At 67.3% G+C, this 22,957-nt stretch carries 20 protein-coding genes; 9 read left to right on the top strand and 11 right to left on the bottom strand.

Going from position 1 to position 22,957, the window contains the following annotated elements; all coding sequences use genetic code 11:
• Positions 1-3 precede the first annotated feature (3 nt).
• On the bottom strand, positions 4-2,061 hold the full coding sequence (locus tag OMP44_RS20585; protein ID WP_280310872.1) for a carbon starvation CstA family protein: 2,058 nt from the start codon (positions 2,059-2,061) through the stop codon (positions 4-6).
• Positions 2,062-2,226: 165 nt separating this feature from the next.
• On the opposite strand from OMP44_RS20585, the gene OMP44_RS20580 reads away from it, so the two are divergent.
• The 3 genes from OMP44_RS20580 to OMP44_RS20570 all read left to right on the top strand — a co-directional run bounded on the left by OMP44_RS20580 (position 2,227) and on the right by OMP44_RS20570 (position 4,745).
• Positions 2,227-3,600 (top strand): cache domain-containing protein, encoded by a 1,374-nt coding sequence (locus tag OMP44_RS20580; protein ID WP_280310870.1) that lies wholly within the window; start codon positions 2,227-2,229, stop codon positions 3,598-3,600.
• Complete coding sequence (locus OMP44_RS20575) at positions 3,597-4,235, top strand: response regulator (protein ID WP_187981170.1); 639 nt, start codon at positions 3,597-3,599, stop codon at positions 4,233-4,235. Before OMP44_RS20580 ends, OMP44_RS20575 begins: the two co-directional genes overlap by 4 nt.
• A gap of 144 nt (positions 4,236-4,379) precedes the next feature.
• A complete protein-coding gene (locus OMP44_RS20570) occupies positions 4,380-4,745 on the top strand; it encodes a PilZ domain-containing protein (RefSeq protein ID WP_187981169.1) in 366 nt (121 codons plus the stop codon).
• Between the two features lie 254 nt (positions 4,746-4,999).
• Here OMP44_RS20570 and OMP44_RS20565 read toward each other — a convergent pair whose 3' ends face one another.
• From OMP44_RS20565 to OMP44_RS20545, 5 genes are all read right to left on the bottom strand, one after another.
• Positions 5,000-5,710 (bottom strand): copper resistance protein B, encoded by a 711-nt coding sequence (locus OMP44_RS20565; protein ID WP_158895664.1) that lies wholly within the window; start codon positions 5,708-5,710, stop codon positions 5,000-5,002.
• A gap of 86 nt (positions 5,711-5,796) precedes the next feature.
• A complete protein-coding gene (radA, locus tag OMP44_RS20560) occupies positions 5,797-7,158 on the bottom strand; it encodes a DNA repair protein RadA (protein ID WP_017639095.1) in 1,362 nt (453 codons plus the stop codon).
• Between the two features lie 115 nt (positions 7,159-7,273).
• Positions 7,274-7,543, bottom strand: a complete 270-nt coding sequence (locus OMP44_RS20555) for a hypothetical protein (protein WP_280310866.1) — start codon at positions 7,541-7,543, stop codon at positions 7,274-7,276.
• A 142-nt stretch (positions 7,544-7,685) separates the two neighbouring features.
• Positions 7,686-7,895 (bottom strand): hypothetical protein, encoded by a 210-nt coding sequence (locus tag OMP44_RS20550; RefSeq protein ID WP_183633565.1) that lies wholly within the window; start codon positions 7,893-7,895, stop codon positions 7,686-7,688.
• Between the two features lie 93 nt (positions 7,896-7,988).
• The gene (locus OMP44_RS20545; RefSeq protein ID WP_007162691.1) at positions 7,989-8,228 is read right to left on the bottom strand and encodes an HP1242/YdcH family protein; all 240 of its coding nucleotides are present in this window, start codon (positions 8,226-8,228) and stop codon (positions 7,989-7,991) included.
• Between the two features lie 226 nt (positions 8,229-8,454).
• Here OMP44_RS20545 and mscL point away from each other — a divergent pair, with 226 nt between their 5' ends.
• Positions 8,455-8,904, top strand: a complete 450-nt coding sequence (gene mscL, locus OMP44_RS20540) for a large-conductance mechanosensitive channel protein MscL (RefSeq protein WP_187981166.1) — start codon at positions 8,455-8,457, stop codon at positions 8,902-8,904.
• 22 nt (positions 8,905-8,926) lie between these two features.
• Here the strand turns inward: mscL and OMP44_RS20535 are convergent, their stop codons facing one another.
• Both OMP44_RS20535 and OMP44_RS20530 read right to left on the bottom strand, forming a co-directional pair.
• Positions 8,927-10,480: a TerC family protein gene (locus OMP44_RS20535; RefSeq protein ID WP_187981165.1), complete on the bottom strand. Its 1,554-nt coding sequence runs from the start codon at positions 10,478-10,480 to the stop codon at positions 8,927-8,929.
• Positions 10,481-10,782: 302 nt separating this feature from the next.
• Positions 10,783-11,559, bottom strand: a complete 777-nt coding sequence (locus tag OMP44_RS20530) for a ferredoxin--NADP reductase (RefSeq protein ID WP_280310861.1) — start codon at positions 11,557-11,559, stop codon at positions 10,783-10,785.
• Between the two features lie 72 nt (positions 11,560-11,631).
• Here OMP44_RS20530 and OMP44_RS20525 point away from each other — a divergent pair, with 72 nt between their 5' ends.
• The 3 genes from OMP44_RS20525 (at position 11,632) to OMP44_RS20515 (ending at position 15,203) form a co-directional block, all read left to right on the top strand.
• Positions 11,632-12,762, top strand: a complete 1,131-nt coding sequence (locus OMP44_RS20525; protein WP_280310859.1) for a methyltransferase — start codon at positions 11,632-11,634, stop codon at positions 12,760-12,762.
• Between the two features lie 28 nt (positions 12,763-12,790).
• Positions 12,791-14,230, top strand: coding sequence for a cardiolipin synthase (cls, locus tag OMP44_RS20520; protein ID WP_280310857.1), 1,440 nt, complete (start codon positions 12,791-12,793; stop codon positions 14,228-14,230).
• 88 nt (positions 14,231-14,318) lie between these two features.
• The gene (locus tag OMP44_RS20515) at positions 14,319-15,203 is read left to right on the top strand and encodes a hypothetical protein (protein ID WP_187981161.1); all 885 of its coding nucleotides are present in this window, start codon (positions 14,319-14,321) and stop codon (positions 15,201-15,203) included.
• A gap of 184 nt (positions 15,204-15,387) precedes the next feature.
• Here the strand turns inward: OMP44_RS20515 and glsB are convergent, their stop codons facing one another.
• The 3 genes from glsB to OMP44_RS20500 all read right to left on the bottom strand — a co-directional run bounded on the left by glsB (position 15,388) and on the right by OMP44_RS20500 (position 18,587).
• Positions 15,388-16,302, bottom strand: coding sequence for a glutaminase B (glsB, locus tag OMP44_RS20510; RefSeq protein ID WP_431312668.1), 915 nt, complete (start codon positions 16,300-16,302; stop codon positions 15,388-15,390).
• A 76-nt stretch (positions 16,303-16,378) separates the two neighbouring features.
• Entirely contained in the window at positions 16,379-17,695 is a 1,317-nt protein-coding gene (locus OMP44_RS20505; RefSeq protein WP_280310853.1) for an ATP-binding protein, read from the bottom strand.
• Between the two features lie 163 nt (positions 17,696-17,858).
• Entirely contained in the window at positions 17,859-18,587 is a 729-nt protein-coding gene (locus OMP44_RS20500; protein ID WP_431312667.1) for a response regulator, read from the bottom strand.
• 118 nt (positions 18,588-18,705) lie between these two features.
• Between OMP44_RS20500 and OMP44_RS20495 the strand changes: the two genes are divergently transcribed.
• Together OMP44_RS20495 and OMP44_RS20490 are read left to right on the top strand one after the other, a co-directional pair.
• Positions 18,706-19,857, top strand: a complete 1,152-nt coding sequence (locus OMP44_RS20495) for an efflux RND transporter periplasmic adaptor subunit (RefSeq protein ID WP_280310851.1) — start codon at positions 18,706-18,708, stop codon at positions 19,855-19,857.
• Positions 19,857-22,955 (top strand): multidrug efflux RND transporter permease subunit, encoded by a 3,099-nt coding sequence (locus OMP44_RS20490; RefSeq protein WP_280310849.1) that lies wholly within the window; start codon positions 19,857-19,859, stop codon positions 22,953-22,955. The genes OMP44_RS20495 and OMP44_RS20490 overlap by 1 nt, the downstream gene beginning before the upstream one ends.
• The last annotated feature ends 2 nt before the right edge of the window (positions 22,956-22,957 follow it).

Genomic DNA, 22,957 nt, shown 5'->3' with positions numbered 1-22,957 from the left:
CCTTTAGGAACCCGCTACCGGCTGGAAGGGGGTCTCTCGATCGCTGCGCTCGGGCTTGGCCAGGGCGGCGCGACCGACCTTGATGGAAAAGAACAGGATGCTCATCACCACCACCAGGAACAGCACCGACAGGGTGGCGTTGGTGTAGGCGTTGAAGACGATGTGCTGCATCTGTTCCATGCTCTTGGCCGGGGCGATCACCTGCCCCTGGGCTATGGCGGTGCTGTACTTCTTGGCCAGGGCCAGGAAGCCGACCGCCGGATTCGAATCGAACAGCTTGATCAGGCTGGCGGTGGTGGTGCAGATCAGCAGCCAGACGGCCGGTACCAGAGTGACCCAGACATAGCGCTGGCGCTTCATCTTGATCAGGACCACCGAGCCCAGCATCAGAGCGATACCGGCGAGCATCTGGTTGGAAATGCCGAACAGCGGCCAGAGGGTGTTGATGCCGCCCAGCGGATCGACCACGCCCTGGTACAGCAGCCAGCCCCAGAGGGCGACGCAACCGGCGGTGCCGATGACGTTGGCGGTCCAGGAGTCGGTCTTCTTCAGCGCCGGCACGAAGCTGCCCAGCAGGTCCTGCAGCATGAAGCGTCCGGCGCGGGTACCGGCATCCACCGCGGTGAGGATGAACAGCGCCTCGAACAGGATGGCGAAGTGGTACCAGAAGGCCATGGTGTTCTCGCCCGGCAGCACGTTGTGCATGATCTGGGCGATCCCCACCGCCAGGGTCGGAGCGCCACCGGCACGGGCCAGGATGGTGTGCTCGCCGATCTCGGTCGCAGTGGCCTGCAGCATCTCGGGCGTTACCACGAAGCCCCAGGTGCTGATCTTGGCAGCGACCGACACCACGTCGGCACCGACCACGGCGGCCGGGCTGTTCATGGCGAAGTAGACGCCCGGCTCGATCACCGAGGCGGCGACCATGGCCATGATGGCGACGAAGGATTCCATCAGCATGGCGCCGTAGCCGATGTAGCGGGCGTGGGTTTCCTTGGCGATCAGCTTGGGCGTGGTGCCCGAGCTGATCAGGGCATGGAAGCCGGACACCGCGCCGCAGGCGATGGTGATGAACAGGAAGGGGAACAGGGTGCCCTTCCACACCGGACCGGTGCCGTCGACGAACTGGGTCAGGGCCGGCATCTTGAGCGTCGGCATGGTCACCAGGATGCCGATGGCCAGGGCGATGATGGTGCCGATCTTGAGGAAGGTGGACAGGTAGTCACGCGGCGCCAGCACCAGCCAGATCGGCAGCACCGCGGCGACGAAGCCGTAGCCGATCAGCATCCAGGTGATCTGCACGCCGGTGAAGGTGAAGGCCGGACCCCACACCGGATCGGCGGCGACCACGCCACCGGCCCAGATGGAGGCCAGCAGCAGCACCACGCCGACCAGCGAGATCTCGCCGATGCGCCCGGGGCGGATGTATCTCATGTAGACGCCCATGAACATGGCGATCGGCAGGGTGGCGATCACCGTGAACATGCCCCAGGGACTCTCGGCCAGGGCCTTGACCACGATCAGCGCCAGCACCGCGAGGATGATGATCATGATCAGGAAGCAGCCGAACAGGGCGATGGTGCCGGGGATGCGCCCCATCTCCTCGCGCACCATGTCGCCCAGGGAGCGACCGTTGCGGCGGGTGGAGAGGAACAGCACCACGAAATCCTGCACCGCGCCGGCGAAGACCACCCCGGCGATCAGCCAGAGGGTGCCGGGCAGATAGCCCATCTGGGCAGCGAGCACGGGACCGACCAGCGGACCGGCGCCGGCGATGGCGGCGAAGTGGTGGCCGAAGAGGATGTGCTTGTTGGTGGGGACGTAGTCCAGGCCGTCGTTGTTGAGGACGGCGGGCGTGGCTCTTTTGGCGTCGAGCCCCATCACCTTGGTGGCGATGAACAGGCTGTAGTAGCGGTAGGCAACGAGGTAGATCGCCACGGCGGCGACCACGATCCAGAGGGCGTTGATCGCTTCGCCTCGACTCAGCGCCACGGTACCCAGCGCGAAGGCGCCCAGTACGGCAACGGCGAACCAGGCAAGATGGCTGGCCATTCGGGTCATGCTTGTTCTCCTGCCGCGCACCAGTGGCCGCGGCGATACTTGTTATTGTGAGAGCCCACAGCGGAGCCATATTACTATCGGCGGCTCGACGCGACAGCGAAATTCGCAGAACTACCCAAGGCCCGCTACGTAGTTCTACGTAGAGGGCAGTCCGGACAGGTGCCGATGCAGCTCAAATACAAGATGGTTGCCCTCGGACTGCTGCCCCTGCTGCTGGCGGTGGCCGCGGTCTGCCTGGTGGTACTGGAACAGAGCCAGCGCCTGGGCGAGCAGCAGGCCCGGCTGCTCGAACACAGCATCCTCGGCAGCAAGAAGACCGAGTTGCGCAACTATGTGGAGATGGGCGTCAGCGCCATCCAGCCGCTGTACGGCAGCGGTCGCGACGACGAGGACACCAAGGCCAAGGTACTGGCGCTGCTGGCCAGTCTGAACTTCGGCAGCGACGGCTATTTCTTCGTCTACGACCAGCATGGCCGCAATCTCATGCATCCACGCCAGCCCGAACTGGTCGGCCGGGATCTCTGGCAACTGACCGACGGTACCGGCCTGCTGGTGATCCAGGCGCTGCTCGGGAGCGCCCGGGAGGGCGATGGCTTCCAGCGCTATGGCTGGCAGAAGCCCTCCAGCGGGCAGATGGCGGAAAAGCTCGCCTACGTGACCCAGCTGCAACGCTGGGGCTGGGTGCTGGGCACCGGCCTCTACCTGGACGACGTGGACGCCGCCCTCGCCCAGGTCCGCCACGACGTGGCCGCCGGCATCCGCACCACCCTGCTGGCCAGCGCCGGGGTGGCCCTGGTGGCGGTGCTGCTGGTGTTCGCCGGTGGCCTGACGCTCAACGTCAGCGAACACCGCCTGGCCGATCGCAAGCTCAAGCAGCTGACCCAGAGACTCATCACTTCCCAGGAAGAGGAAAGGTCGCGGCTGTCACGCGAGTTGCACGACGGCATCAGCCAGTTGCTGGTGTCCATCAAGTTCCAGTTCGAACTGGCCAGCCGCGAACTGGGCGCGGGCAAGTCCAACGCCGGCGAGACCCTGCGCGAGGGCACCCAGCGCCTGGCCGCCGCCATCGGCGAGATCCGCCGCATCTCCCACGACCTGCACCCTTCCCTGCTGGACACCCTCGGCCTGCCTGCCGCGCTCGGCCAGCTGGTGGAGGAATTCCGCCAACGCAGCGGCCTGGACGTGGACTATCGGCAGACCCTGGACGACAGTCCCGCCGGCGGCGACATGGACGTCGCCCTGTTTCGCATCGTCCAGGAGGCGCTGACCAACATCGAGCGCCACGCCGCGGCCCGGCGCGTGGTCATCGACCTGCAACGCCGCGGTCGCTGGATCTGCCTGACCGTGCACGACGACGGCCGCGGTTTCGATACCGGCCAGGTGGAGCGCCTCAGCGGCGGCATCGGCCTGCGCAATATCCGCGAGCGGGTGGAGCTGTTCGGGGGTCGCTGCGCCATCCAGTCCGGACCCGGCGGCACGACCCTCGACGTGGTTCTGCTACGCTCGGACCTCCCGGCCGACGAGGAAAGCCCGACATGACGCCCATCCGCATCCTCCTGGTCGACGACCATGCCCTGGTCCGCGCCGGCGTGCGGGCGCTGCTGGGCACCATCGAGCGCTTCGTCGTGGTCGGCGAGGCCGGCAGCGGCGCGGAGGCCCTCGACCTGCTGGCGCGCCTCGATCCGGACATCCTGCTGGTGGACATCGGCCTCAAGGACATCAATGGCCTGGAGCTGACCGCCCTGATCGCCGAGCGCGCACCCCGCGCCCGGGTACTGATCCTGAGCATGTACGACAATCGCGAATACGTAAGCACCTCGCTGCGGGTCGGCGCGGCCGGCTATGTACTCAAGGATGCACCCTCGGAGGAGATCATCGCCGCGGTGGAGGCCCTGGCGGTCGGCGGGCGCTTCTACAGCAGCGCCATCGCCGCCCGCCTGGGCGAAGGGGGCGCCAGCGAGGGCGACCTCACGCCGCGGGAACGCCAGGTGCTGCTGCTGATGGCCCAGGGGCTCAACAACAAGACCATGGCCCAGCAACTGGGGCTCAGCGTGCGCACGGTGGAGACCCATCGCCTGAGCATCCGCCGCAAGCTGGACATCCAGAAGCCGGCCGACCTGGTCCGCCATGCGCGCGAGTACGGCTGGCGCCCCGAGGGCACGTCCAGCGTCTGACCAAGGCCACTGCTCGCACCCTGGCGACCAATGAGCCCTCTCGCTGTGGCTCCGCTGGCCGCAGCCGGCTACCCTTCCAGGCGCAGTCGATACAGGACGGCCACGGTCGTCTACAGTGATCAGGAAACCTCAGGAAGCCTTTCCATGAACGACACCAACGAGCGTCGCCGCTTTACCCGCTTCACCTTCGATGCCCCTGCGCAGTTGCACCAGGGTGAGCACCAGTGGGCAGCGCCCGTCGACGACATCTCGCTCAAGGGCGTGCTGCTGGCGCGGCCCGCCGACTGGTCGGCCCAGCCAAGCGCCACCTATGAACTGCGCGTCCTGCTGAACGACGAGGCCCAGGTGACCATGGGCGTGGAGCTGGTGCGGGAAACTCCCGAGCAGCTGGCCTTCGCCTGTCGCCAGATCGACCTGGATTCCATCAGCCACCTGCGCCGCCTGGTGGAGCTGAACCTGGGCGACGAGACCCTGCTGGAGCGCGAGCTGGCGGCGCTGGGCACGCCCTGAGCACCTGGGTGGGTTGGGTTGAGCGAAAGCGAAACCCAAGGCGCGAGGCTCAGCCCTGGCTGTCGGGCTTCGACGATGAGGCCATCTCAACCCAACCTGCAACGGTAGCCTTGTAGGTTGGGTTGAGCGAAAGCGAAGCCCAACGGAGCGCGAGGCTCAGCCCTGGCTGTTGGGCTTCGACGATGAAGCCGTCTCAACCCAACCTAGACGGTAGCCTCGTAGGTTGGGTTGAGCGAAAACGAAGTCCAACGGGTTTAGAACTCCAGATGCAGACCCACCACCAGGCGCGCGTCGTGGGTGTCTTCGCCCTCTTCCCGCGCCATGGCGGCGGTATTGCCGTGGGTGGCGTTCCAGGACACCCCGACATAGGGCGCGACCTCCGGGGTCACCTGGTATCTCAGGCGCAAGCCTGCCTCGCTTTCGGCAAAGCCGGCGCCCTGGCCGCGGGACTCGTCGTTGCGACCGTAGAAGTTGAGCTCGGTATGGGGCTGGAGGATCAGCCGCTGGGTCAGGGCCCAGTCGTATTCGGCCTCCAGGCGCAGGGCGGTCTGGCTGTTCTCGCCGAAGAAGGCGGTGATCTCGATATCGAGATCCTCGGGATCGTGCTCCTGGATGCCCAGGGCCGCCCAGGTCTGTGGCGAGCCGGGTTTGAAATCCTGGCGGATGCCGGCCACGCTGCCCCAGCCCTTGGCCAGGCTGTGCCCCCAGAGCGCCTGCACCTCGGCTTGCTCGGTGTGGCCGTTGGTACGCTCGCCCTGGCTGCGGAAATCCAGGCGATTGGCACCACCGCCCAGCGCCCAGCCCTCCAGATCCCAATTGAAGACGCTGCCTTCGTCGGCATGCTGCCACTCCAGCTGATCCACCTCCAGACTGGCCGGGGCGGAGCTGCTGGGATCGGCGGCCTGGACCAGGGCACTGGTGGCAAGGCCGGCAAGGAACAGGGAAAGCGGGAGCAGACGAGGCATGGCGGATATCCGGGTTCGTGGAAGCGCCCGATAGACCACCCTGCCCCGCCGAGAGTTTTAAAAAATATTACAAATGCTGCCCAGGGCTATTCGAAGAGCGCATCCAGCGCCTGCTCGAGGCGGGTCACCGCGACTACCTGCAGACCGGGCGGCGGATCCTTGGGAGCATTGCCCTTGGGTACGATGGCACGCTTGAAGCCATGCTTGGCGGCTTCCTTGAGGCGCTCCTGGCCACTGGGCACCGGGCGGATCTCGCCGGACAGGCCGATCTCGCCGAACACCAGCAGGTCGTGCGGCAGGGCGCGGTCTCTCAGGCTGGAGATCACCGCCGACATCAGCGCCAGATCCACCGCCGTCTCCAGCACCTTGACCCCACCGACCACGTTGATGAAGACGTCCTGGTCGTAGGTGGGAATGCTGCCATGGCGGTGCAGCACCGCCAGCAGCATGGCCAGGCGATTCTGGTCGAGGCCCACGGTGACCCGGCGCGGATTGGCCAGGTGACTGGTGTCCACCAGGGCCTGCACCTCTACCAGCATCGGCCGCGAGCCCTCCCAGGTCGCCATGACCACGCTGCCGGCCACCGCTTCCTGGGCACGGTTGAGAAAGATCGCCGAGGGGTTGGAGACCTCCTTGAGGCCCTTGTCGGTCATGCCGAACACGCCCAGTTCGTTGACCGCGCCGAAGCGGTTCTTGACCGCTCGCAGCATGCGCAGACGGCCGTCGGACTCGCCCTCGAAATAGAGCACGGTGTCGACCATGTGCTCGAGCACCCGCGGCCCGGCCAAGGCGCCTTCCTTGGTGACATGGCCGACCAGGAAGATGGCGGTGCCGGTCTGCTTGGCGAATCTCACCAGCAGCGCCGCGCTCTCGCGTACCTGGGCCACGCCGCCGGGAGCGGACTGCAGCTGTTCGGTGAAGATGGTCTGGATGGAGTCGATCACCATGACCCGCGGCTTTTCCTGGCGGGCGGTGGCGACGATGGTCTCGATGCAGGTCTCGGTCATGACCTTGAGCTTGTCTTCCGGCAGCCCCAGGCGGCGGGCGCGCATGGCCACCTGCTGCTGGGATTCCTCGCCGGTGACATAGAGCGCCGGCATGCGCGCCGCCAGGTGGCAGAGGGTCTGCAGAAGGATGGTGGACTTGCCGATGCCGGGATCGCCGCCGATCAGCACCACGGAGCCATCCACCAGGCCGCCCCCCAACACCCGGTCGAGTTCGGTGGAGTCGGTGGTGAAGCGCGGGGTCTCCTCGACGCTGACCTCGGCCAGGGTCTTGATGGTCGCCTGCGCCCCGGCCCAGCCGGCGCGACCGGAAGGCACGGCGGAGGTCTCGACGACGGTTTCCACCAGGGTGTTCCAGGCACCGCACTCGCCGCACTGACCCGCCCACTTGGGAAAGGTCGCGCCGCATTCGGTGCAGCCGTAGAGACGCTTGGCCTTGGCCATGGCGAAGTTCTCCAGTCGAGAAAGGAAGATTCCCAGCATATCACGACTGGATGCATAGACAGTAAAAAGGCGCGATCCCGGGGGAGCGCGCCTCTCTCAAAAGCGGGCTTGAGCCTTAGTTGCCCTCGCCACCCGGCTGACGCAGCATGGTCAGGGCCTGGTTGGCCTGGGCAATGCACTTCTTCTCGTCGCCGGCCTTCTGTGCCTCCATGGCGCTCTTGCGGAAACCGGCGATCTGCTGGGCCTGGGAACTGCCCGGGCCGATCATGTTGGTCTTCATCTTGCTGGCATCGTCCAGCTTCTGCAGCTGGGCCGCGCACAGATCCTTGGCGAATACGGGTGCAGCGGCGAACATCATCAGGGCGATCAGGGCGGTACGCTTCATGGGGACATCCTCGTTGGGAGGGCCAGGTAGGCCGGATAAACCTCGCTCACCCGGCGAAATTCGCCTGGGGTACCCCATTGACCGCCAGGTACCGCTGGTCGTTCAGCGCCTGGTCATCAGGGTCTGTCGCGAGGTTCTGGCGCTAGTGCTTGAGCGTCGACACCATCTCCACATCGCCCCGTAGCCAGACCGGCAATGCCTGCTGCCAGCGCTCCTGTTCGAGCAGCTGCAGGTTGGCCAGCAGGCGGCTGTATTCGGCGAATTCGAGTTGTACGCGACGGCGCTGGGCTTCCACGGCCGCCTCGGTGATCCACAGGTGCCACTGCTGGTACATCGCCACTTCGTCGGTCATCGGTCCTCTCCTGGGAGGCCATGATGGCAACGCCGGCGGCCCTTGCCAATCGCATAAACGTGGGCTCGGCACCAAGGGCCGAGCCCGGCACGGCTAGGACGGGTATTTCAGCTGTTGAGCGATCTTGTCCTTGAGCAGGACCCGTTCGCGCCGCAGGCGACCCAGTTCCTCGTCGCCGCTGGATTCTTCCACCTCCTCCAGATCGAGGATCTGCTGGTCGAGCTTGGCGTAGTCTTCCAGCAGCTTGGCAAAGGCCGCATCGGTCTGGGGACGGCTGTCCAGCTGCTCGGCGTATTCGGGAAAGTCTTTGTGCAGGTCGTGTTTGGCAACCATCAGGGGCTCCTTGGGGGCGAGAAGTGGAAGTCGCGAGGGTTGCAGCCCTCGGCGTACAAGGGTGGACCCGGCCCCTTCGACAAAGTGCGACAGCCACGACCAGCTGCCGATTTCGCGGCGATTTGCCGCTGCCGGGGAACCTCTGGACCGCTCGCAGGGTTCCAAACCCGAGCGAAGCGAGCACAATCGTCTATCGTCTCTTCGAAACCATCCAAAGGAGTGCAGCATGAGCATCATTGCCGAGTTCAAGAAATTCGCCATGAGAGGCAACGTGGTCGACCTGGCGGTCGGCATCATCCTGGGCGCGGCTTTCGGCAAGATCGTGTCGTCCTTCGTGGCCGACATCATCACGCCGCCACTGGGCCTGTTGCTGGGAGGCGTGGATTTCTCGCAACTGGCGATCACCCTGCGCGCGGCCATGGGCGATCAACCGGCGGTGGTGATGTCCTATGGCAAGTTCCTGCAGACCATCTTCGACTTCGTGATCATCGCCTTCGCCATCTTCATGGCGATCAAGGTGCTCAACCGCCTGCGTCTGCATCAGGAGGCCGCCCCGTCCGGTCCGACCAAGGACCAAGTCCTGCTGACCGAGATCCGTGACCTGCTGAAGGAACAGAACAGCCAGCCGACGGTAGCCCCTGTGGTGAAGCAGGAACCGCCGGTCAACCCGCTGTAATGTCCTTGTCGAACCCGCCTCGCTAGGAGGCGGGTCGCTCCAGGCGGATCCAGCCGATCCGCCGATCCTTGACCGACTCCACCGTCAGCTGCCAGCCCTGGTATTCCAGGCGATCGCCGGCCACCGGCAGGCGCCCCAGCAGGTCCACCACCAGGCCGCCGAGAGTTTGGTAGTCCTCGTTTTCGGCGATCTGGAAGCCGGTGCGCTGCGCCAGTGGATGCAGCGTCAGGCCACCGCTGGCGCGATAGCCGTTTTCCACCTTTTCCAGCTCCGGCAGGCTGTCCTCGCTGGCATCCGGCAGTTCGCCGGCGATGGCCTCGAGAATGTCGGTCAGGGTCAGCAAGCCTTCGAAGCCGCCGAACTCGTTGACCACAAAGGCCACGTGGGTCGAGGCCGCACGCAGTTGCTCCAGGGCGCTGAGCACCGAGGCCTGGGCCGGCAGATGGATGGGTGTACGTACGCGATTGCGCAGGTCGGGGGTCTGCCCCTGCAGGATGTCGGTGAACAACTCCTTCTTGTGCACGTAGCCCAGGGGTTCATCGATATTGCCGTTGACCACCAGCGGCAGGCGCGAGTGGGCCGAGGCCAGCAACTGCTCGCGCAGGCGCTCCGGGGCGGCATCGGCATCGAGGATGTCGACGTCGGCGCGGGCGGTCATCACCGTGCGCACCGGGCGCTCGCCCAGTTGCAGCACACCACTGATCATCAGCCGCTCGCGGCGATCGAAGATCGGGCCTTCGCCCTTCTCGCCGTCCATCAACTCGGCGATGTCCTCGTCCACCTCGTCTTCGCGCAGGCGACCGCCCAGCAGGCGCAGCACGGCCTGGGAGGTCCGCTCGCGCATGCCGAGGCGCTCGTGCAACTGGCGCTTGCGCTTCCAGCGCACCACCTGGTTGGCCAGCTCGATGAGGATCGAGAAGCCGATGGCGGCATAGAGATAGCCCTTGGGAATGTGGAAGCCCAGGCCTTCGGCGGTCAGGCTCAGACCGATCATCATCAGGAAGCCCAGGCACAGCATGATCACCGTGGGGTGGGCGTTGACGAAGGCGGTCAGCGGCTTGCTCGCCACCAGCATCAGACCGATGGAGATGATCACGGCGATCATCATCACGCTCAGGTGCTCGACCATGCCCACGGCGGTGATGACGGCGTCCAGCGAGAACACGGCGTCGAGCACCACGATCTGCGCGACCACCGGCCAGAAGGCCGCGTAGGCGCGATTGCCCCCGGTCTTGTGGGTATGGCCCTCGATCCGTTCGTGCAACTCGGTGGTGGCCTTGAACAGCAGGAAGATACCGCCGAACAGCATGATGAGGTCACGACCGGAGAAGGCCTTGCCGAAGACCTCGAACAGCGGTTCGGTGAGGGTCACCATCCAGGAAATGCTGGCCAGCAGGCCCAGGCGCATGATCAGCGCCAGCGACAGGCCGATCACCCGCGCCCTGTCACGCTGCGCGGGCGGCAGCTTGTCGGCGAGGATGGCGATGAAGACCAGGTTGTCGATGCCCAGGACGATTTCCAGGACGATCAGGGTAAGCAGTCCCAACCAGGCGGTGGGATCGGCGATCCATTCCATCAGCAGCGGACCTCCGTCTGAAGGGGCCGAACGGCCACGGAGGGGATAAGGCGGGAGGGGGTGTCAGCCGCACCTGGCACAGGGGCCGGGGGCGGCTCGGATCTGTCACTGCTCATCGGAACTCGAAAGGTAGCCTTGGAAATTCCGATCCTAGAGCAAGGCGGGCCCAAAACTAAAGGCCCAACCTTTTCCAATTGTGAAGAAAACGTAAAGACGCCGGTGCGCCGGGTGTGGTGTTTTAGAAGTACACGCAAAAATCGCCGTCAAAATTGTGCAGTGACTTCTGAAACACCGCACCCTATCTACCAGTAGTTCTCCACCGCCACCTGGCCGGGTCGGCGACTCAGGGCCAGCTGCAGATCGCGGGTCTTGAGCAACTGGCGGGTGTCGTCGACCATCTCCGGATTGCCGCAGATGAGGATGCGCGAGTGCTCGGGCGAGAGTTCGACGCCAGCGGCGCGTTCCAGCTCGCCGTTCTCGATCAGGGTGGTGATGCGGCCACGCAGGGCGCCGGGATGCTCCTCGCGAGTGACCACGGGGACATAGACCAGGCGGTCGGTGAGGCCTTCGAGGTGTTCCACCTCGCCGTAACCGCGGATGACGGCCTGGTAGGCCAGGTCGCGGGCTTCGCGCACGCTGTAGACCAGCACGATGCGCTCGAAGCGCTCCCAGGTGTCGGGTTCCTGCAGCATCGACAGGAAGGGCGCCAGACCGGTGCCGGTGGCCAGCAGCCAGAGGTCGCGACCGCCGCCGAATCTCTCCAGGGTGAGATAGCCGTAGGGCTGCTTTTCCACCAGCAGTTCGTCGCCCTCGCGCAGGCGGCTCAGCTCGCTGGTGAAGGCGCCGCCCGGCACCACGATGGAAAAGAATTCGAGGAAGTCGTCGTGGGGTGCCGAGACCATGGAGTAGGCCCGCCAGACGATGTCGCCATCGACCTTGCGCACGCCCAGCCGGGCGAACTGGCCGGCGCGAAAGCGATAGCGCGGGTCGCGGGTGGTCCTCAGGCTGAAGAGGTTATCGCTCCAGGGCCAGACGGCGGTGATCGTCTCGCGGGTGAACTTGTCTTCGGTGGCGGTCATACTGGCCTCTTTTTCCCGATTGCCTGGCGCCATTGTCCCGCAGTGAGCCGCCGATAAACACCGACAGAAACCATGCCTTCTCTCGTCTCGCCCTTCGCCACCCTAGAACTCGACCGCCAGCCACCACGCCGCGACGATCCCCTGCAGGCCTTCGACGCCGCCGACGAATACCTGCTGCAACAGGTCGCGGAGGATGGCCTGGACCCCGCCGCCCGGGTGCTGGTGCTCAACGACGGCTTCGGCGCCCTGGCCGCCAGCCTCGCCACTCATGCCCGGGTGACCTCCAGTGGCGACTCGCACCTGGCGGCCCTGGCGCTGGTAGCCAACCTGGCGCGCAACGGCCTTGCCGCCGAGGCGGTGACCTTCGTCCCGGCCAGCGAGGCGACCGGCGGTCCCTTCGATCTGGTGCTGATACGGGTGCCCAAGACCCTGGCGTTGCTGGAGGAACAACTGATCCGCCTGCACGGCCAGCTGGCGCCCGGTGCGCGGGTGATCGCCGCCGGCATGCTCAAGCACCTGCCCCGCGCCGCCGGCGATCTGCTGGAGCGGCATATCGGTCCGGTGCAGGCGTCGCTGGCGGTGAAGAAGGCGCGGCTGCTGACCGCCACGCCCGAGGCGCGACCAGCGGTGACCTCGCCCTACCCGACTGGTTATCGCCTGGATGCACCGCCGCTGACCCTGGTCAACCACGCCAACGTCTTTTGCCGCGAGGGTCTGGATATCGGCACCCGTGCCTTCCTCCCGCACCTGCCTCAGCAACTGGGCCAGGCCCGGATAGCCGATCTCGGTTGCGGCAACGGCGTGCTGGCACTGGCCTGTGGCCTGGCCAATCCGGAGGCGCAATTCACCCTGGTGGATGAGTCCTACATGGCGGTGCAGTCGGCACGGGAGAACTGGACCGCGGCCTTCGGCGACCGGCCGGTGGCGATCCGCGCGGCCGACGGCCTGGCCGACCAGCCGCCGCGGTCGCTGGACCTGATCCTCTGCAACCCGCCGTTCCACCAGCAGCAGGTGGTGGGTGACTTCCTCGCCTGGCGCATGTTCCAGCAGGCGCGAGCGGCGCTGACCGAGCAGGGCGAACTCTGGCTGGTGGGCAATCGCCACCTGGGTTACCACGCCAAACTCAAGCGGCTGTTCAGACGCGTCGAACAGATCGCGGCCACCCCGAAATTCGTGGTGCTCAGGGCGGTCCAACCTCTCTGACATCCACCCCGGAGCGAGAGCTGCCCGCGTGCCTTCCCTGCCCCTCGATCTCCACTACATCGCCCTGGTCCTCGAACTGATCGGCATCAGCGCGGCGATCCACGCCATCATCACGGTGCGTACCGCCCAGGGCGCCATGGCCTGGGCCATGGCGCTGGTGTTCATGCCCTTCCTCAGCCTGATCCCCTATCTGGTCTTTGGCCGGCGGCGCTTCGACAGCTATGTGAAGGCGCGGCGCCAGGCCGACGAGGAGATGGCGCGGCAGGCCGCCGAGCTGGACTGGCGGCCCTGGATCGCCGAGGCCATGGCCGCCCAGCAGTGCAGCGCGGCCAATCGCAAGCTCAGGGCCATGACCGCCCTCACCGGTACCCCCTGCGTCGCCAACAATCAGGTGCGCCTGCTGATCAACGGCGAGGAAACCTTCGCCGCCATCCTCACGGCCATCCGCGGTGCACAGAAGGTGGTGCTGGTGCAGTTCTTCATCATCCACGACGACGCCCTCGGCCTGGCCCTGCAGAACACCCTGCTCGACCGGGCCCACGCCGGGGTCCAGGTCTTTCTGCTGTACGACGCCATCGGCAGCCATGCCCTGCCGCGCGCCTATGTGGAAAAGCTGCGCGAGGCCGGTTGCGAGGTGAAGGGCTTCAGCAACAGACGCGGGCTGATCAACCGTTTCCAGGTCAACTTCCGCAATCACCGCAAGATCGTCATCGTCGATGGCGAGGTGGGCTTTACCGGCGGGCTCAACGTCGGCGACGAATACATGGGCCTCAAGCCGCCCCTGGCGCCCTGGCGCGATACCCACCTGGAATTGCGCGGCCCAGCCCTGGCCACCCTGCAGGAGACCTTCGCCCAGGACTGGTACTGGGTCACCCGGCGGCTGCCCACCCTGCTGCTGCCGGAACGCTACGAAGAGGGCGGTGTGCTCTGCCAGGTGGTGCCCAGCGGGCCGGCGGACGACCAGGAGACCTGCTCGCTGTTCTTTGTCGAGGCCATCCACTCGGCGCGCCACCGGGTCTGGATCACCACGCCCTATTTCATCCCTGACGAAGCCGTTTCGGCCGCCCTGCGCCTGGCTGCCCTGCGCGGGGTCGACGTGCGCATCCTGCTGCCCTCGCGACCGGACCACAAGGTGGTCTATGCCGCCTCCTATCTCTATGCCTTCGAAGCGGTGCATGCCGGGGTGCGGGTGTTCCGCTACGGACCGGGCTTCCTGCACCAGAAGGTGGTGCTGATCGACGAGGACGTGGCCGCGGTGGGCAGCGCCAACCTGGACAACCGCTCCTTCCGCCTCAACTTCGAGGTCATGGTGATGGTGATGGACGTCGCCTTCGCCTGGGAGGTGCGCAAGATGCTGGAACAGGACTTCAGTCGCTCCCGCGAACTCACCCCCGAGGACAACACCGCCCTGCGCCGCTGGCGGCGGGTCGCCATGCGGGTGGCGCGGGTGTTCTCACCGGTGCTCTAGGGCCTCGGAACCCGCTCTGCGACGGCTCGGTCCGATAGCTCATGGCGCCACGCCCCCGGAGCGCCCCGCGCCCCCGGAGTCACCCGCCATGCCATTCTTTTCGCCCCTGCGTTGCGTCTGCCTGCTAGCAGGTGGTCTGGCTCTGACGGCCACCGCCGCGCCGCGCAGCGTGCCCTCCATCGAAAGCGAAGATGCCGCCCTGGGCAGCGTGGAGGTCAGCGAAAACTCCGGGCGCTTCCATCCGCAACTGGGCATGGACGTGCGCAACGGCGACTTCTCCCGCGGCAACTACGATGACGACGCGGCCAGCCTCGACCGCATCCCCTTGCACCTGCAGGCGGGCTTCGCGCTGGATCTGCACCAGGGAAGCGACGGCGTGGCCGATGCCTGGCTGGTGTTCAGCAGCAGCAACGGCCTGCACAGCCCATCCAGCGAGGAACGGGTCAGCCCGCGGCGCTGGTACGAGAGCAACAACCTGGTGGGCCTGGTGGTGTCACCGGCCGAGGGTCTGAGGGTCGGCTTCGTCTACACGGTCAAGAGCAGCCCCAACGACGTCGCCGCCACCACGCAAGAGGCCAGCCTGACCCTGGCCTACCAGGCCGATACGGGCCTGGGCGCCTGGCGCCCGGGACTTGCGGTGACCACCCGCACCCAGGGTGACAGCGGTCTCTACACCCAGGGCAGCCTGGAACCAGGCCTGGATCTCTCGGCCAGCGGCCTGCGTCTGAGCTTCCCCAGCGCCCTGGGGGTGGGCTGGAACGGCTTCTATGGAGCGGACTCCGGCGACCGCCTCTATGCGCGCACCGGCCTGGCCCTGGAACAGCCCTTTCGCTGGGGCGAGACGCGCTGGAGCGCTCGCGCCGAAGCCCTGGCGCTCTATCGCGACGGCGCCCTGCGCGACCTGAGCGGTCCGGAGGGCGAGACCGACGGCGTGGTGCCCCAGGTGACTCTCAGCCTGTCCATGGCCTATTAGAAGCTGTTCACGATCTTGCGAGCTAGAGCCAAACAAGGCCTAGGCGGCCCCGCGAAAAGGCCTGAGGAAGCGGACCGGGCTCGCGCTCGAGTTCATTCGTCGTAAACGAGCATTCCGGCGGGGCTGGCCTTCCAGGGGCTTTTCAACGCCGTTTGGCCAACGCGCAGCAGATGTGAATAGCTTCTTAGCCCAGCGGCGCCACGCCCAGCCCTTCCACCAGGGTCTCCAGGGCGCGCAGGCCGGCGACCGAGTTGCCGTAGCTGTCCAGCCGGGGCGACCAGACGCAGATGCTCATCTGCCCGGGCACGATGGCGACGATGCCACCCCCTACCCCGCTCTTGCCCGGCAGGCCGACGCGCCAGGCGAAGTCGCCCGCCGCATCGTAGAGGCCGCAGGTCAGCAGCAGGGCGTTGAGCTGGCGGGTCTGCTGGGGCGTCACCACGGCCTGGCCATCCTGGGGATTGACCCCGCCGTTGGCGAGAAAGGCGAAGGCGCGGGCCACGTCGACGCAACTCATCGCCAGGGCGCAGCCGTGGAAATAGACGTCGAGGACGTCATCGACCTCGCTATGGAGATTACCGTAGGCCTTCATCAGATAGGCCAGGGCGGCGTTGCGCGCCTTGTGGTCCATCTCCGAACGGGCCACGCGGTCGTCGAAGTTGATCGCCGGATTGCCGGCCAGGCGCCGCGCCTGTTCGCGCATCATCCAGTGGATCGACATGATGCGCGACACCAGCAGTTCGCAGACCTGCACGGCGCCGGCGTTGATGAAGGGATTGCGTGGCACGCCCTTCTCTTCTTCCAGCTGCGCCATGGAATTGAAGGCATGGCCGGAGGGTTCGCGGCCGACGCGAGTCCAGATGTCCGGCTCGTCCAGGCGCTGCATGGCGATCACCAGGTTGAGCACCTTGGAGATGGACTGGATGGAAAAGGCCGTGTCGGCCGCCCCGGCGCGCCAGACCTGCCCCTTGACGTCGCAGACGGCGATGCCGAACTGATCCGGCGCCACCTCGGCCAGGGCCGGGATGTAGTCGGCCACCGCGCCTTCGCCGAAATGGCGCGGTGCGGCGGCGGCGATACGGTCGAGCAGGGGTTGCAGCGGCTGGCGGTCGAAGGGCTCTGCCATGACAATTCCGAAACGGGCGGGGGCGCCAAGTGTAGGGGCCGCAGCGGCCTCAGGCGAGCCCCAGGCGCGGCTGCAACGGCAGGCGGATCTCGAACCGGGCGCCACCCCGAGCGCCGGCGCTCAGGTCCAGGCGGCCACCCTGGTTTGCCACTGCGCGACGGCTGATGGCCAGACCCAGGCCGAAGCCGCCGGTGGCGCGGTCGCGACTGCGATCCAGGCGATAGAAGGGTTCGAAGACCCGTTCGCGCTCCGCCGCGGGAATGCCTTCGCCGTCGTCCTCGACGGCGATCAGCAGCTCTTCGCCGTCGCCGCGGACCGTTACCCAGACCTCGCGCTGGCCATAGCGCAAGGCGTTGCCGAGCAGATTCTGCAGGGCACGGGCGGTGAGGCGAGGCGCCAGCTCCACTCGCCTGGGTGCCTGCGTCACGTCCAGATGCACCGCGACACCGCGGCGTTCCTGCTCTTCGGCGAAGTCGGCCAGCACGCTGTCGAGAAAGGCTTCGAGTTCCAGGCTCAGGCGTTCGGGCGGCTGCTGGCTGCTCTGCAGGCGAGCGAAGGACAGCAATTCGTCGACCAGGGCATCCAGTTCGCGGACGTGACGCACCAGTTGCTCCAGCTGCCGCTGGGTCTCGGCCGGCAGCGGATCGGCCTGCAGCAGCGCCAGGCCGAACTCCAGGCGTGACAGCGGCGTGCGCAATTCATGGGAAACGGCGTTGAGCAGGTCGCGCTGCTGGACGATCAGCGCCTCCAGCTCCTGGGCCATGTCATCGAAGGCCCGCGCCACCTCGCCGATGTCCGAGCGCGGCGAGATGGCGGTGCGCTCGCCCAGATGGCCCTTGCCCAGGCGCGCCGCGGTACGCCGCAGCCGTTCCAGGTCACGCCAGTGCGGTCTCAGCCAGACATAGAGACAGACCAGCAGCGCGGCGCCGATCAGGGCGTTCATGGCCCAGTAGGTCAGGGCGATGTCGGTGGGCGCCTCGGGGATGCCGACCCAGAGCACCTGCTCCGCCGGCAGCGGCACCAGGGCCGCGCTGGGCTCGCCATAGTCGCCCAGGCGCACCTGCCGCTCGCCGGCTTCGAGCGCCCTGCGCTCGGCAACGGTGAAGACCGGATCCTCGAGCGCGACCAGGCGCAGGGTGATGGGCGCCAGATCCGTGGCCAGTTCCTGCTGTACCGCCGGCCAGCGCGCCGGCGGCGTGGTAACGAAGGCGCGCTGCGCCAGGCTGAGCGGGCCGTGCAACTGCTCCAGGGCGTAGCGGCTGTAACGCTCGTCGAACACCCTGATCAACGCCTCGGGCACCAGGTAGCTGGCGGCGCCGTAGGTCACCAGCAGGATGAGGTAGAGGCGGACGAGGATCTTGAGCATCAAGTGTGGTGCCTCAGAAGTTCGCGCAAGAATTGGCGAGTGATTTTTGCTTATGGGCTAGGCGCCGCGACGAGTCATAGCAGGGCTATGGCGAGGAGGGGCAACGACGCTCAGAATCAAAAAGCGCCGCCAAAATTGTGCAGTTAACTTCTGAGACACCACACTAGTCCCACTCGGCCCGGGAGAGCAGATAACCCTTGCCCCAGACGGTCTTGATCCGCCGGGCTTCGCCGGGATGCTCCTCGAAACGCCGCCGCAGCTTGGAGATGGCCACATCCACCGAACGGTCGACGCCGTTGAATTCGATGCCGCGCAGCTGCTGGATCAGCTGGTCGCGACTGAGTACCTCGCCGGCATGGCGCATGAGGATCGCCAGCAGGTTGAATTCGGTGGAGGACAGCTCCACCAGCTGGTCGCGCCACCAGACCTGACGCTCGCCCGGCAGCAGCTGCAGCTGACCGATCGTAAGGCGGTCATCGGCAGGCGCCTCGACCAGCTGGCAGCGGCGCAGCAGGGTGCGGATGCGTGCCAGCAGCACCCGCGGTTCGCAGGGCTTGCTGACGTAGTCGTCCGCGCCGATCTCCAGCCCCAGCACCTGGTCGTGGCTGTCGTCCAGGGCGGTGAGCATCAGGATCGGCAGGCTCGGCTGGGTCGCGCGCAGCTGGCGACAGACCTGCAGGCCGTCCAGCCCGGGCAGCATGACGTCGAGCACCACCAGCTGTGGGCGCAGTCGCTGCACCGCGGCCAGGGCTTCGTCGCCGCGACCGATCACCGTCACGGCATAGCCCTGGCGGCCCAGGTAGGTGGCGATGAGCTCGGCCAGGGCGGTGTCGTCTTCGACGATGAGCAAGGGGATCACGGCAGGTCTTCGTGGCGGGCAAGTGCCGAGCATAGCCGAGCCCCGGGCGGGCGGGCGCACGGCTTAACACTCTTTCACAAGAGACCTACAGACGTTTACAGGGTGGCTTGAGCGAGACGCCTACCATGGCGCTCTTCTGGAGGAAGCCCCGATGTCCCTGTCCCGCCCTGCCCTCGGCAGCCTCGTGCTGCTCTGCCTGCTGCTCGCCGCCTGCGACCGTCCGGCCCCGGACGCCGCCACCCCGCCCGCGCCCAGGGTGCAGGTGGAGACACTGCAACCGACGCCCCTGGCCATCGCCAGCGAACTCAGTGGCCGCCTGGTGGCGCCACGGACCGCCGAGGTGCGGGCACGGGTCGCCGGCATCGTGCTGCAGCGGGTGTTTCGCGAGGGCAGCGAGGTCAAGGCCGGCGAGGTGCTGTTCCGTATCGATCCGGCGCCGCTGCAGGCCGAGGTGGACAGCGCCGCGGCCGCCCTGCGCAAGGCCGAGGCCAGCGCCTTCCAGGCGCAGCGGCTGGCCGAGCGCTATGCGGCGCTGGTGGAGAGCGAGGCGATCAGTCGCCAGGAGCAGGACAATGCCCGCGGTGCCAGCCTGCAGGCGCAGGCCGAGGTGGCAGCGGCCCGGGCAGCGCTCAAGCGGGCGCGACTGAACCTGGGCTATGCCACGGTCAAAGCGCCCATCGCCGGGCGCATCGGCAAGGCCCTGGTCACCGAAGGCGCCCTGGTCGGCCAGGGCGATGCCACGCCCCTGGCGATCATCCAACAGCTGGACCCCATCCATGCCGATGTCACCCAGTCGACCCGCCAGCTCAAGACCCTGCGCGATGCGCTGCGGGATGGTCGTCTGCAGCAGGTGGCGCCGGATCAGGCCCGGGTGACCCTGTTGCAGGAGGACGGCAGCCCCTACCCCGAGAGCGGCCGCCTGCTGTTCGCCGATCTGGCGGTGGACGCCAGCACCGGGCAGATCACCCTGCGCAGCCAGTTTCCCAATCCGCGGCACGACCTCCTGCCGGGCAGCTTCGTGCGGGTGCGCCTGGAGCAGGCGCGCCTCGACCAGGGCCTGAGCGTGGCGCAACGGACGGTGCGGCGCAGCGTCGATGGTGGGGCTCATGTCTGGGTGGTGGACGCCGAAAACCGGGTGGCCCTGCGCGAGGTGCGTCTGGGCCCGGTGGTCGAAGGGCGCTGGGTGGTGGAGTCCGGTCTCGCCGCCGGTGAGCGGGTGTTGCTCTCCGGCCTGCAACAGGCGCAGCCGGGCCTGGTGGTGGAGCCTGAAGAAGCCCAGGCCACCGCGGCGGAGGTGCGCTGATGGCCAACTTCTTCATCGACCGCCCGGTGTTCGCCTGGGTGGTGGCGCTGTTCATCCTGCTCGCCGGCCTGCTGGCCCTGCCGCAGTTGCCGGTGGCCCAGTATCCCAATGTGGCGCCGCCGCAGATCGAGCTGACCCTGAGCTATCCGGGCGCCTCGCCGCAGACCCTGGACGAGAGCGTGGTCAGCCTGGTCGAGCAGGAACTCAATGGCGTCAACCATCTGCTCTACTTTTCCTCCAGCAGCAGCCAGGGCAGCGCCACCCTGACCGTGACCTTCCAGCCCGGCACCGATCCGGAACTGGCCAAGGTGGACATCCAGAATCGCCTCAAGGTGGTGGAGCCGCGCCTGCCGCGCGCGGTCACCCAGCAGGGCATCCAGATCGAGGAGACTTCCGCCGGCTACCTGCTGTTCGTCACCCTTACCGCCACCGATGAGCGCCTCGACACCACCGCCCTGAGCGACTATCTGGCGCGCAACGTGGTCAACGAACTGCGCCGCCTGGACGGGGTGGGCAAGGCCCAGCTGTTCGGCGCCGAGCACGCCCTGCGCGTCTGGCTCGATCCCAGTCGGCTGGTGGCGGTCGGTCTGACCCCGGCCGACGTGACCCGCGCCATCGCCGAGCAGAACGTCCAGGTGGCGGCCGGCAGCCTTGGCGAGTTGCCCGCCCCCGCTGGCCAGGAGCTGAGCGCGCCGGTGCTGATCAAGGGCCAGTTGAGCGACCCGGCGGAGTTCGCCGGCATCCTGCTGCGCGCCGGGGCCGATGGCTCCAGCGTGACCCTGGGCGACGTGGCCCGGGTCGAGGTGGGCAGCCAGAGCTACAACTTCGGCACGCGGCTGGACGGCAAGCCTTCGGTGGCGGTCGGGGTGCAGCTGGCACCCACCGCCAACGCCCTGGCCACCGCCAAGGCGGTGCGCGCCAAGCTGGCCGAGCTGTCCCGGTACTTTCCGCCGGGCATGAGATACGACATCCCCTACGACACGGCGCCCTTCGTCGAGATATCCATCACCCAGGTCATCCATACCCTGCTGGAGGCCATGGCGCTGGTGTTCGCGGTGATGTACCTGTTCCTGCAGAATCTGCGCTACACCCTGATCCCGACCCTGGTGGTGCCGGTGGCCCTGCTGGGCACCTGCGCCGTGCTCCTGGCGCTGGGCTATTCGATCAATGTGCTGACCCTGTTCGGCATGGTGCTGGCCATCGGCATCCTGGTGGACGACGCCATCGTGGTGGTGGAGAACGTCGAGCGGCTGATGGCCAGCGAGGGTCTCGACCCACGCGCCGCCACCCGCAAGGCCATGGGCGAGATCTCCGGCGCCATCGTCGGCATCACCCTGGTGCTCACCGCGGTCTTCGTGCCCATGGCCTTCATGAGCGGTTCGGTGGGCGTCATCTATCGGCAGTTCTCGGCGTCCATGGCGGTGGCCATCCTCCTTTCCGCCTTTCTCGCCCTGAGTCTGACCCCGGCGCTGTGCGCCACCCTGCTCAAGCCGATTCCCCAGGGTACCCATGCCCGCGGCGGCTTCTTTGGCGCCTTCAACCGGGGCTTCGAGCGCCTGACCGCCGGCTTCGAAGGCTGGGTGGCCCGCGCCATCCGCCGGCTGCTGCCCAATCTCCTGCTGTTCGCCGTCCTGCTGGTGGCCCTGGTGGCGCTCTATGGCCGCCTGCCCGGCGCCTTTCTGCCCAGCGAGGACCAGGGCTATCTGATCACCGACATCCAGCTGCCGCCCGGCGCCACCCAGGAACGCACCCTCAAGGTGCTCGAGCGACTGGAACGCCATTACGCCGCCGAACCCGGGGTGGCCAACGACCTCGTGCTGCTCGGCTTCAGCTTTTCCGGCAGCGGCCAGAACGCCGCCCTGGCCTTCACCACCCTCAAGGACTGGTCCGCCCGCGGCCCGACCGACTCCGCCGCGGCCATCGCCGAACGCGCCAACGCCGCCCTGGCCGGCGAGAGCGAAGCCCAGGGTTTCGCCGTGCTGCCGCCACCGGTGGAAGGCCTGGGCACTTCCAGCGGTTTCGAGGTGCGCCTGCAGGACAGATCCAATCGCGGCCAGGCGGCGCTCAAGGCGGCGCGCGATGAGTTGCAGGCCCGGCTGGCGGGCAATCCGATCATCGCCTACGTGCGGGAGACCGCCCTGGCCGACAGCGCCCAGGTGCAGCTGGTGGTGGATCGCCGCCAGGCCGCCGCCCTGGGGGTGGGCTTCGCCGCCCTCGGCGAGACCCTGGGCACTGCCCTGGGCTCAAGCTATGTCAACGACTTCCCCAATCGCGGCCGGATGCAGCAGGTGATCGTGCAGGCCGAGCTGGGCAGCCGCAGCCAGGTGGACGACCTGCTGCGCCTGGAGGTACGCAACGAGCGCGGGCGCATGGTGCCGCTGTCCGCGTTCGTCAGCGCCGACTGGACCCAGGGCCCGGCGCAGCTGTCGCGCTACAACGGCTATCCCGCCATCAGCCTGTCCGGCGAACCGCTGCCCGGTCACACCACCGGCGAGGCCATGGCCGAACTGGAACGCCTGGCCACCGCGTTGCCGCGCGGCTTCGCCCTGGAGTGGACGGCGCTGTCGCTGCAGGAACGCCTCTCCGCCGGCCAGGCGCCGCTGCTGCTGGGGCTGTCGCTGCTGGTGGTGTTCCTCTGTCTGGCGGCGCTCTATGAAAGCTGGTCGATTCCCACCGCGGTATTGCTGGTGGTGCCCCTGGGCGTGCTCGGCGCGGTGCTGGCGGTGACCCTGAGGGGGATGCCTAACGACGTCTTCTTCAAGGTCGGCCTGATCACGGTGATCGGTCTCACGGCGAAGAACGCCATCCTGCTCATCGAATTCGCCAAGCGCCTGCACGATGGCGGCCTGGACCTGTACCAGGCCACCTGTCGCGCCGCCCGGCTGCGCCTGCGACCCATCGTCATGACCTCGCTGGCCTTCATTCTCGGTGTGGTGCCCCTGGCCCTGGCCACCGGTGCCAGCTCGGCGAGCCAGCAGGCGGTGGGCACCGGGGTGATCGGCGGCATGCTCAGCGCCACCCTGGCGCTGGTCTTCGTGCCGGTGTTCTTCGTGCTGGTGCTGCGGTTGGTCCGGCGCTGGCGCGCGCCGGAACTCTAGCC

The sequence above is a fragment of the Pseudomonas flavocrustae genome, from assembly GCF_029872515.1.
Lineage (GTDB): Bacteria > Pseudomonadota > Gammaproteobacteria > Pseudomonadales > Pseudomonadaceae > Chryseomonas > Chryseomonas aestiva.
The sequence above is the reverse complement of the archived record's forward strand: the minus strand, read 5'-3'. Positions and strand labels throughout refer to the sequence as shown.

Coding starts and splice junctions, on each gene's coding strand:
- OMP44_RS20515 (WP_187981161.1), top strand. CDS start 14,319: ATGCCATTCTTTTCGCCCCTGCGTTGCGTCTGCCTGCTAGCAGGTGGT.
- OMP44_RS20545 (WP_007162691.1), bottom strand. CDS start 8,228: ATGGTTGCCAAACACGACCTGCACAAAGACTTTCCCGAATACGCCGAG.
- OMP44_RS20505 (WP_280310853.1), bottom strand. CDS start 17,695: ATGCTCAAGATCCTCGTCCGCCTCTACCTCATCCTGCTGGTGACCTAC.
- OMP44_RS20585 (WP_280310872.1), bottom strand. CDS start 2,061: ATGACCCGAATGGCCAGCCATCTTGCCTGGTTCGCCGTTGCCGTACTG.
- radA (WP_017639095.1), bottom strand. CDS start 7,158: ATGGCCAAGGCCAAGCGTCTCTACGGCTGCACCGAATGCGGCGCGACC.
- OMP44_RS20580 (WP_280310870.1), top strand. CDS start 2,227: ATGCAGCTCAAATACAAGATGGTTGCCCTCGGACTGCTGCCCCTGCTG.
- OMP44_RS20575 (WP_187981170.1), top strand. CDS start 3,597: ATGACGCCCATCCGCATCCTCCTGGTCGACGACCATGCCCTGGTCCGC.
- OMP44_RS20530 (WP_280310861.1), bottom strand. CDS start 11,559: ATGACCGCCACCGAAGACAAGTTCACCCGCGAGACGATCACCGCCGTC.
- OMP44_RS20550 (WP_183633565.1), bottom strand. CDS start 7,895: ATGACCGACGAAGTGGCGATGTACCAGCAGTGGCACCTGTGGATCACC.
- OMP44_RS20565 (WP_158895664.1), bottom strand. CDS start 5,710: ATGCCTCGTCTGCTCCCGCTTTCCCTGTTCCTTGCCGGCCTTGCCACC.
- OMP44_RS20535 (WP_187981165.1), bottom strand. CDS start 10,480: ATGGAATGGATCGCCGATCCCACCGCCTGGTTGGGACTGCTTACCCTG.
- OMP44_RS20500 (WP_431312667.1), bottom strand. CDS start 18,587: ATGCTCGGCACTTGCCCGCCACGAAGACCTGCCGTGATCCCCTTGCTC.
- OMP44_RS20525 (WP_280310859.1), top strand. CDS start 11,632: ATGCCTTCTCTCGTCTCGCCCTTCGCCACCCTAGAACTCGACCGCCAG.
- OMP44_RS20570 (WP_187981169.1), top strand. CDS start 4,380: ATGAACGACACCAACGAGCGTCGCCGCTTTACCCGCTTCACCTTCGAT.
- OMP44_RS20495 (WP_280310851.1), top strand. CDS start 18,706: ATGTCCCTGTCCCGCCCTGCCCTCGGCAGCCTCGTGCTGCTCTGCCTG.
- mscL (WP_187981166.1), top strand. CDS start 8,455: ATGAGCATCATTGCCGAGTTCAAGAAATTCGCCATGAGAGGCAACGTG.
- OMP44_RS20490 (WP_280310849.1), top strand. CDS start 19,857: ATGGCCAACTTCTTCATCGACCGCCCGGTGTTCGCCTGGGTGGTGGCG.
- OMP44_RS20555 (WP_280310866.1), bottom strand. CDS start 7,543: ATGAAGCGTACCGCCCTGATCGCCCTGATGATGTTCGCCGCTGCACCC.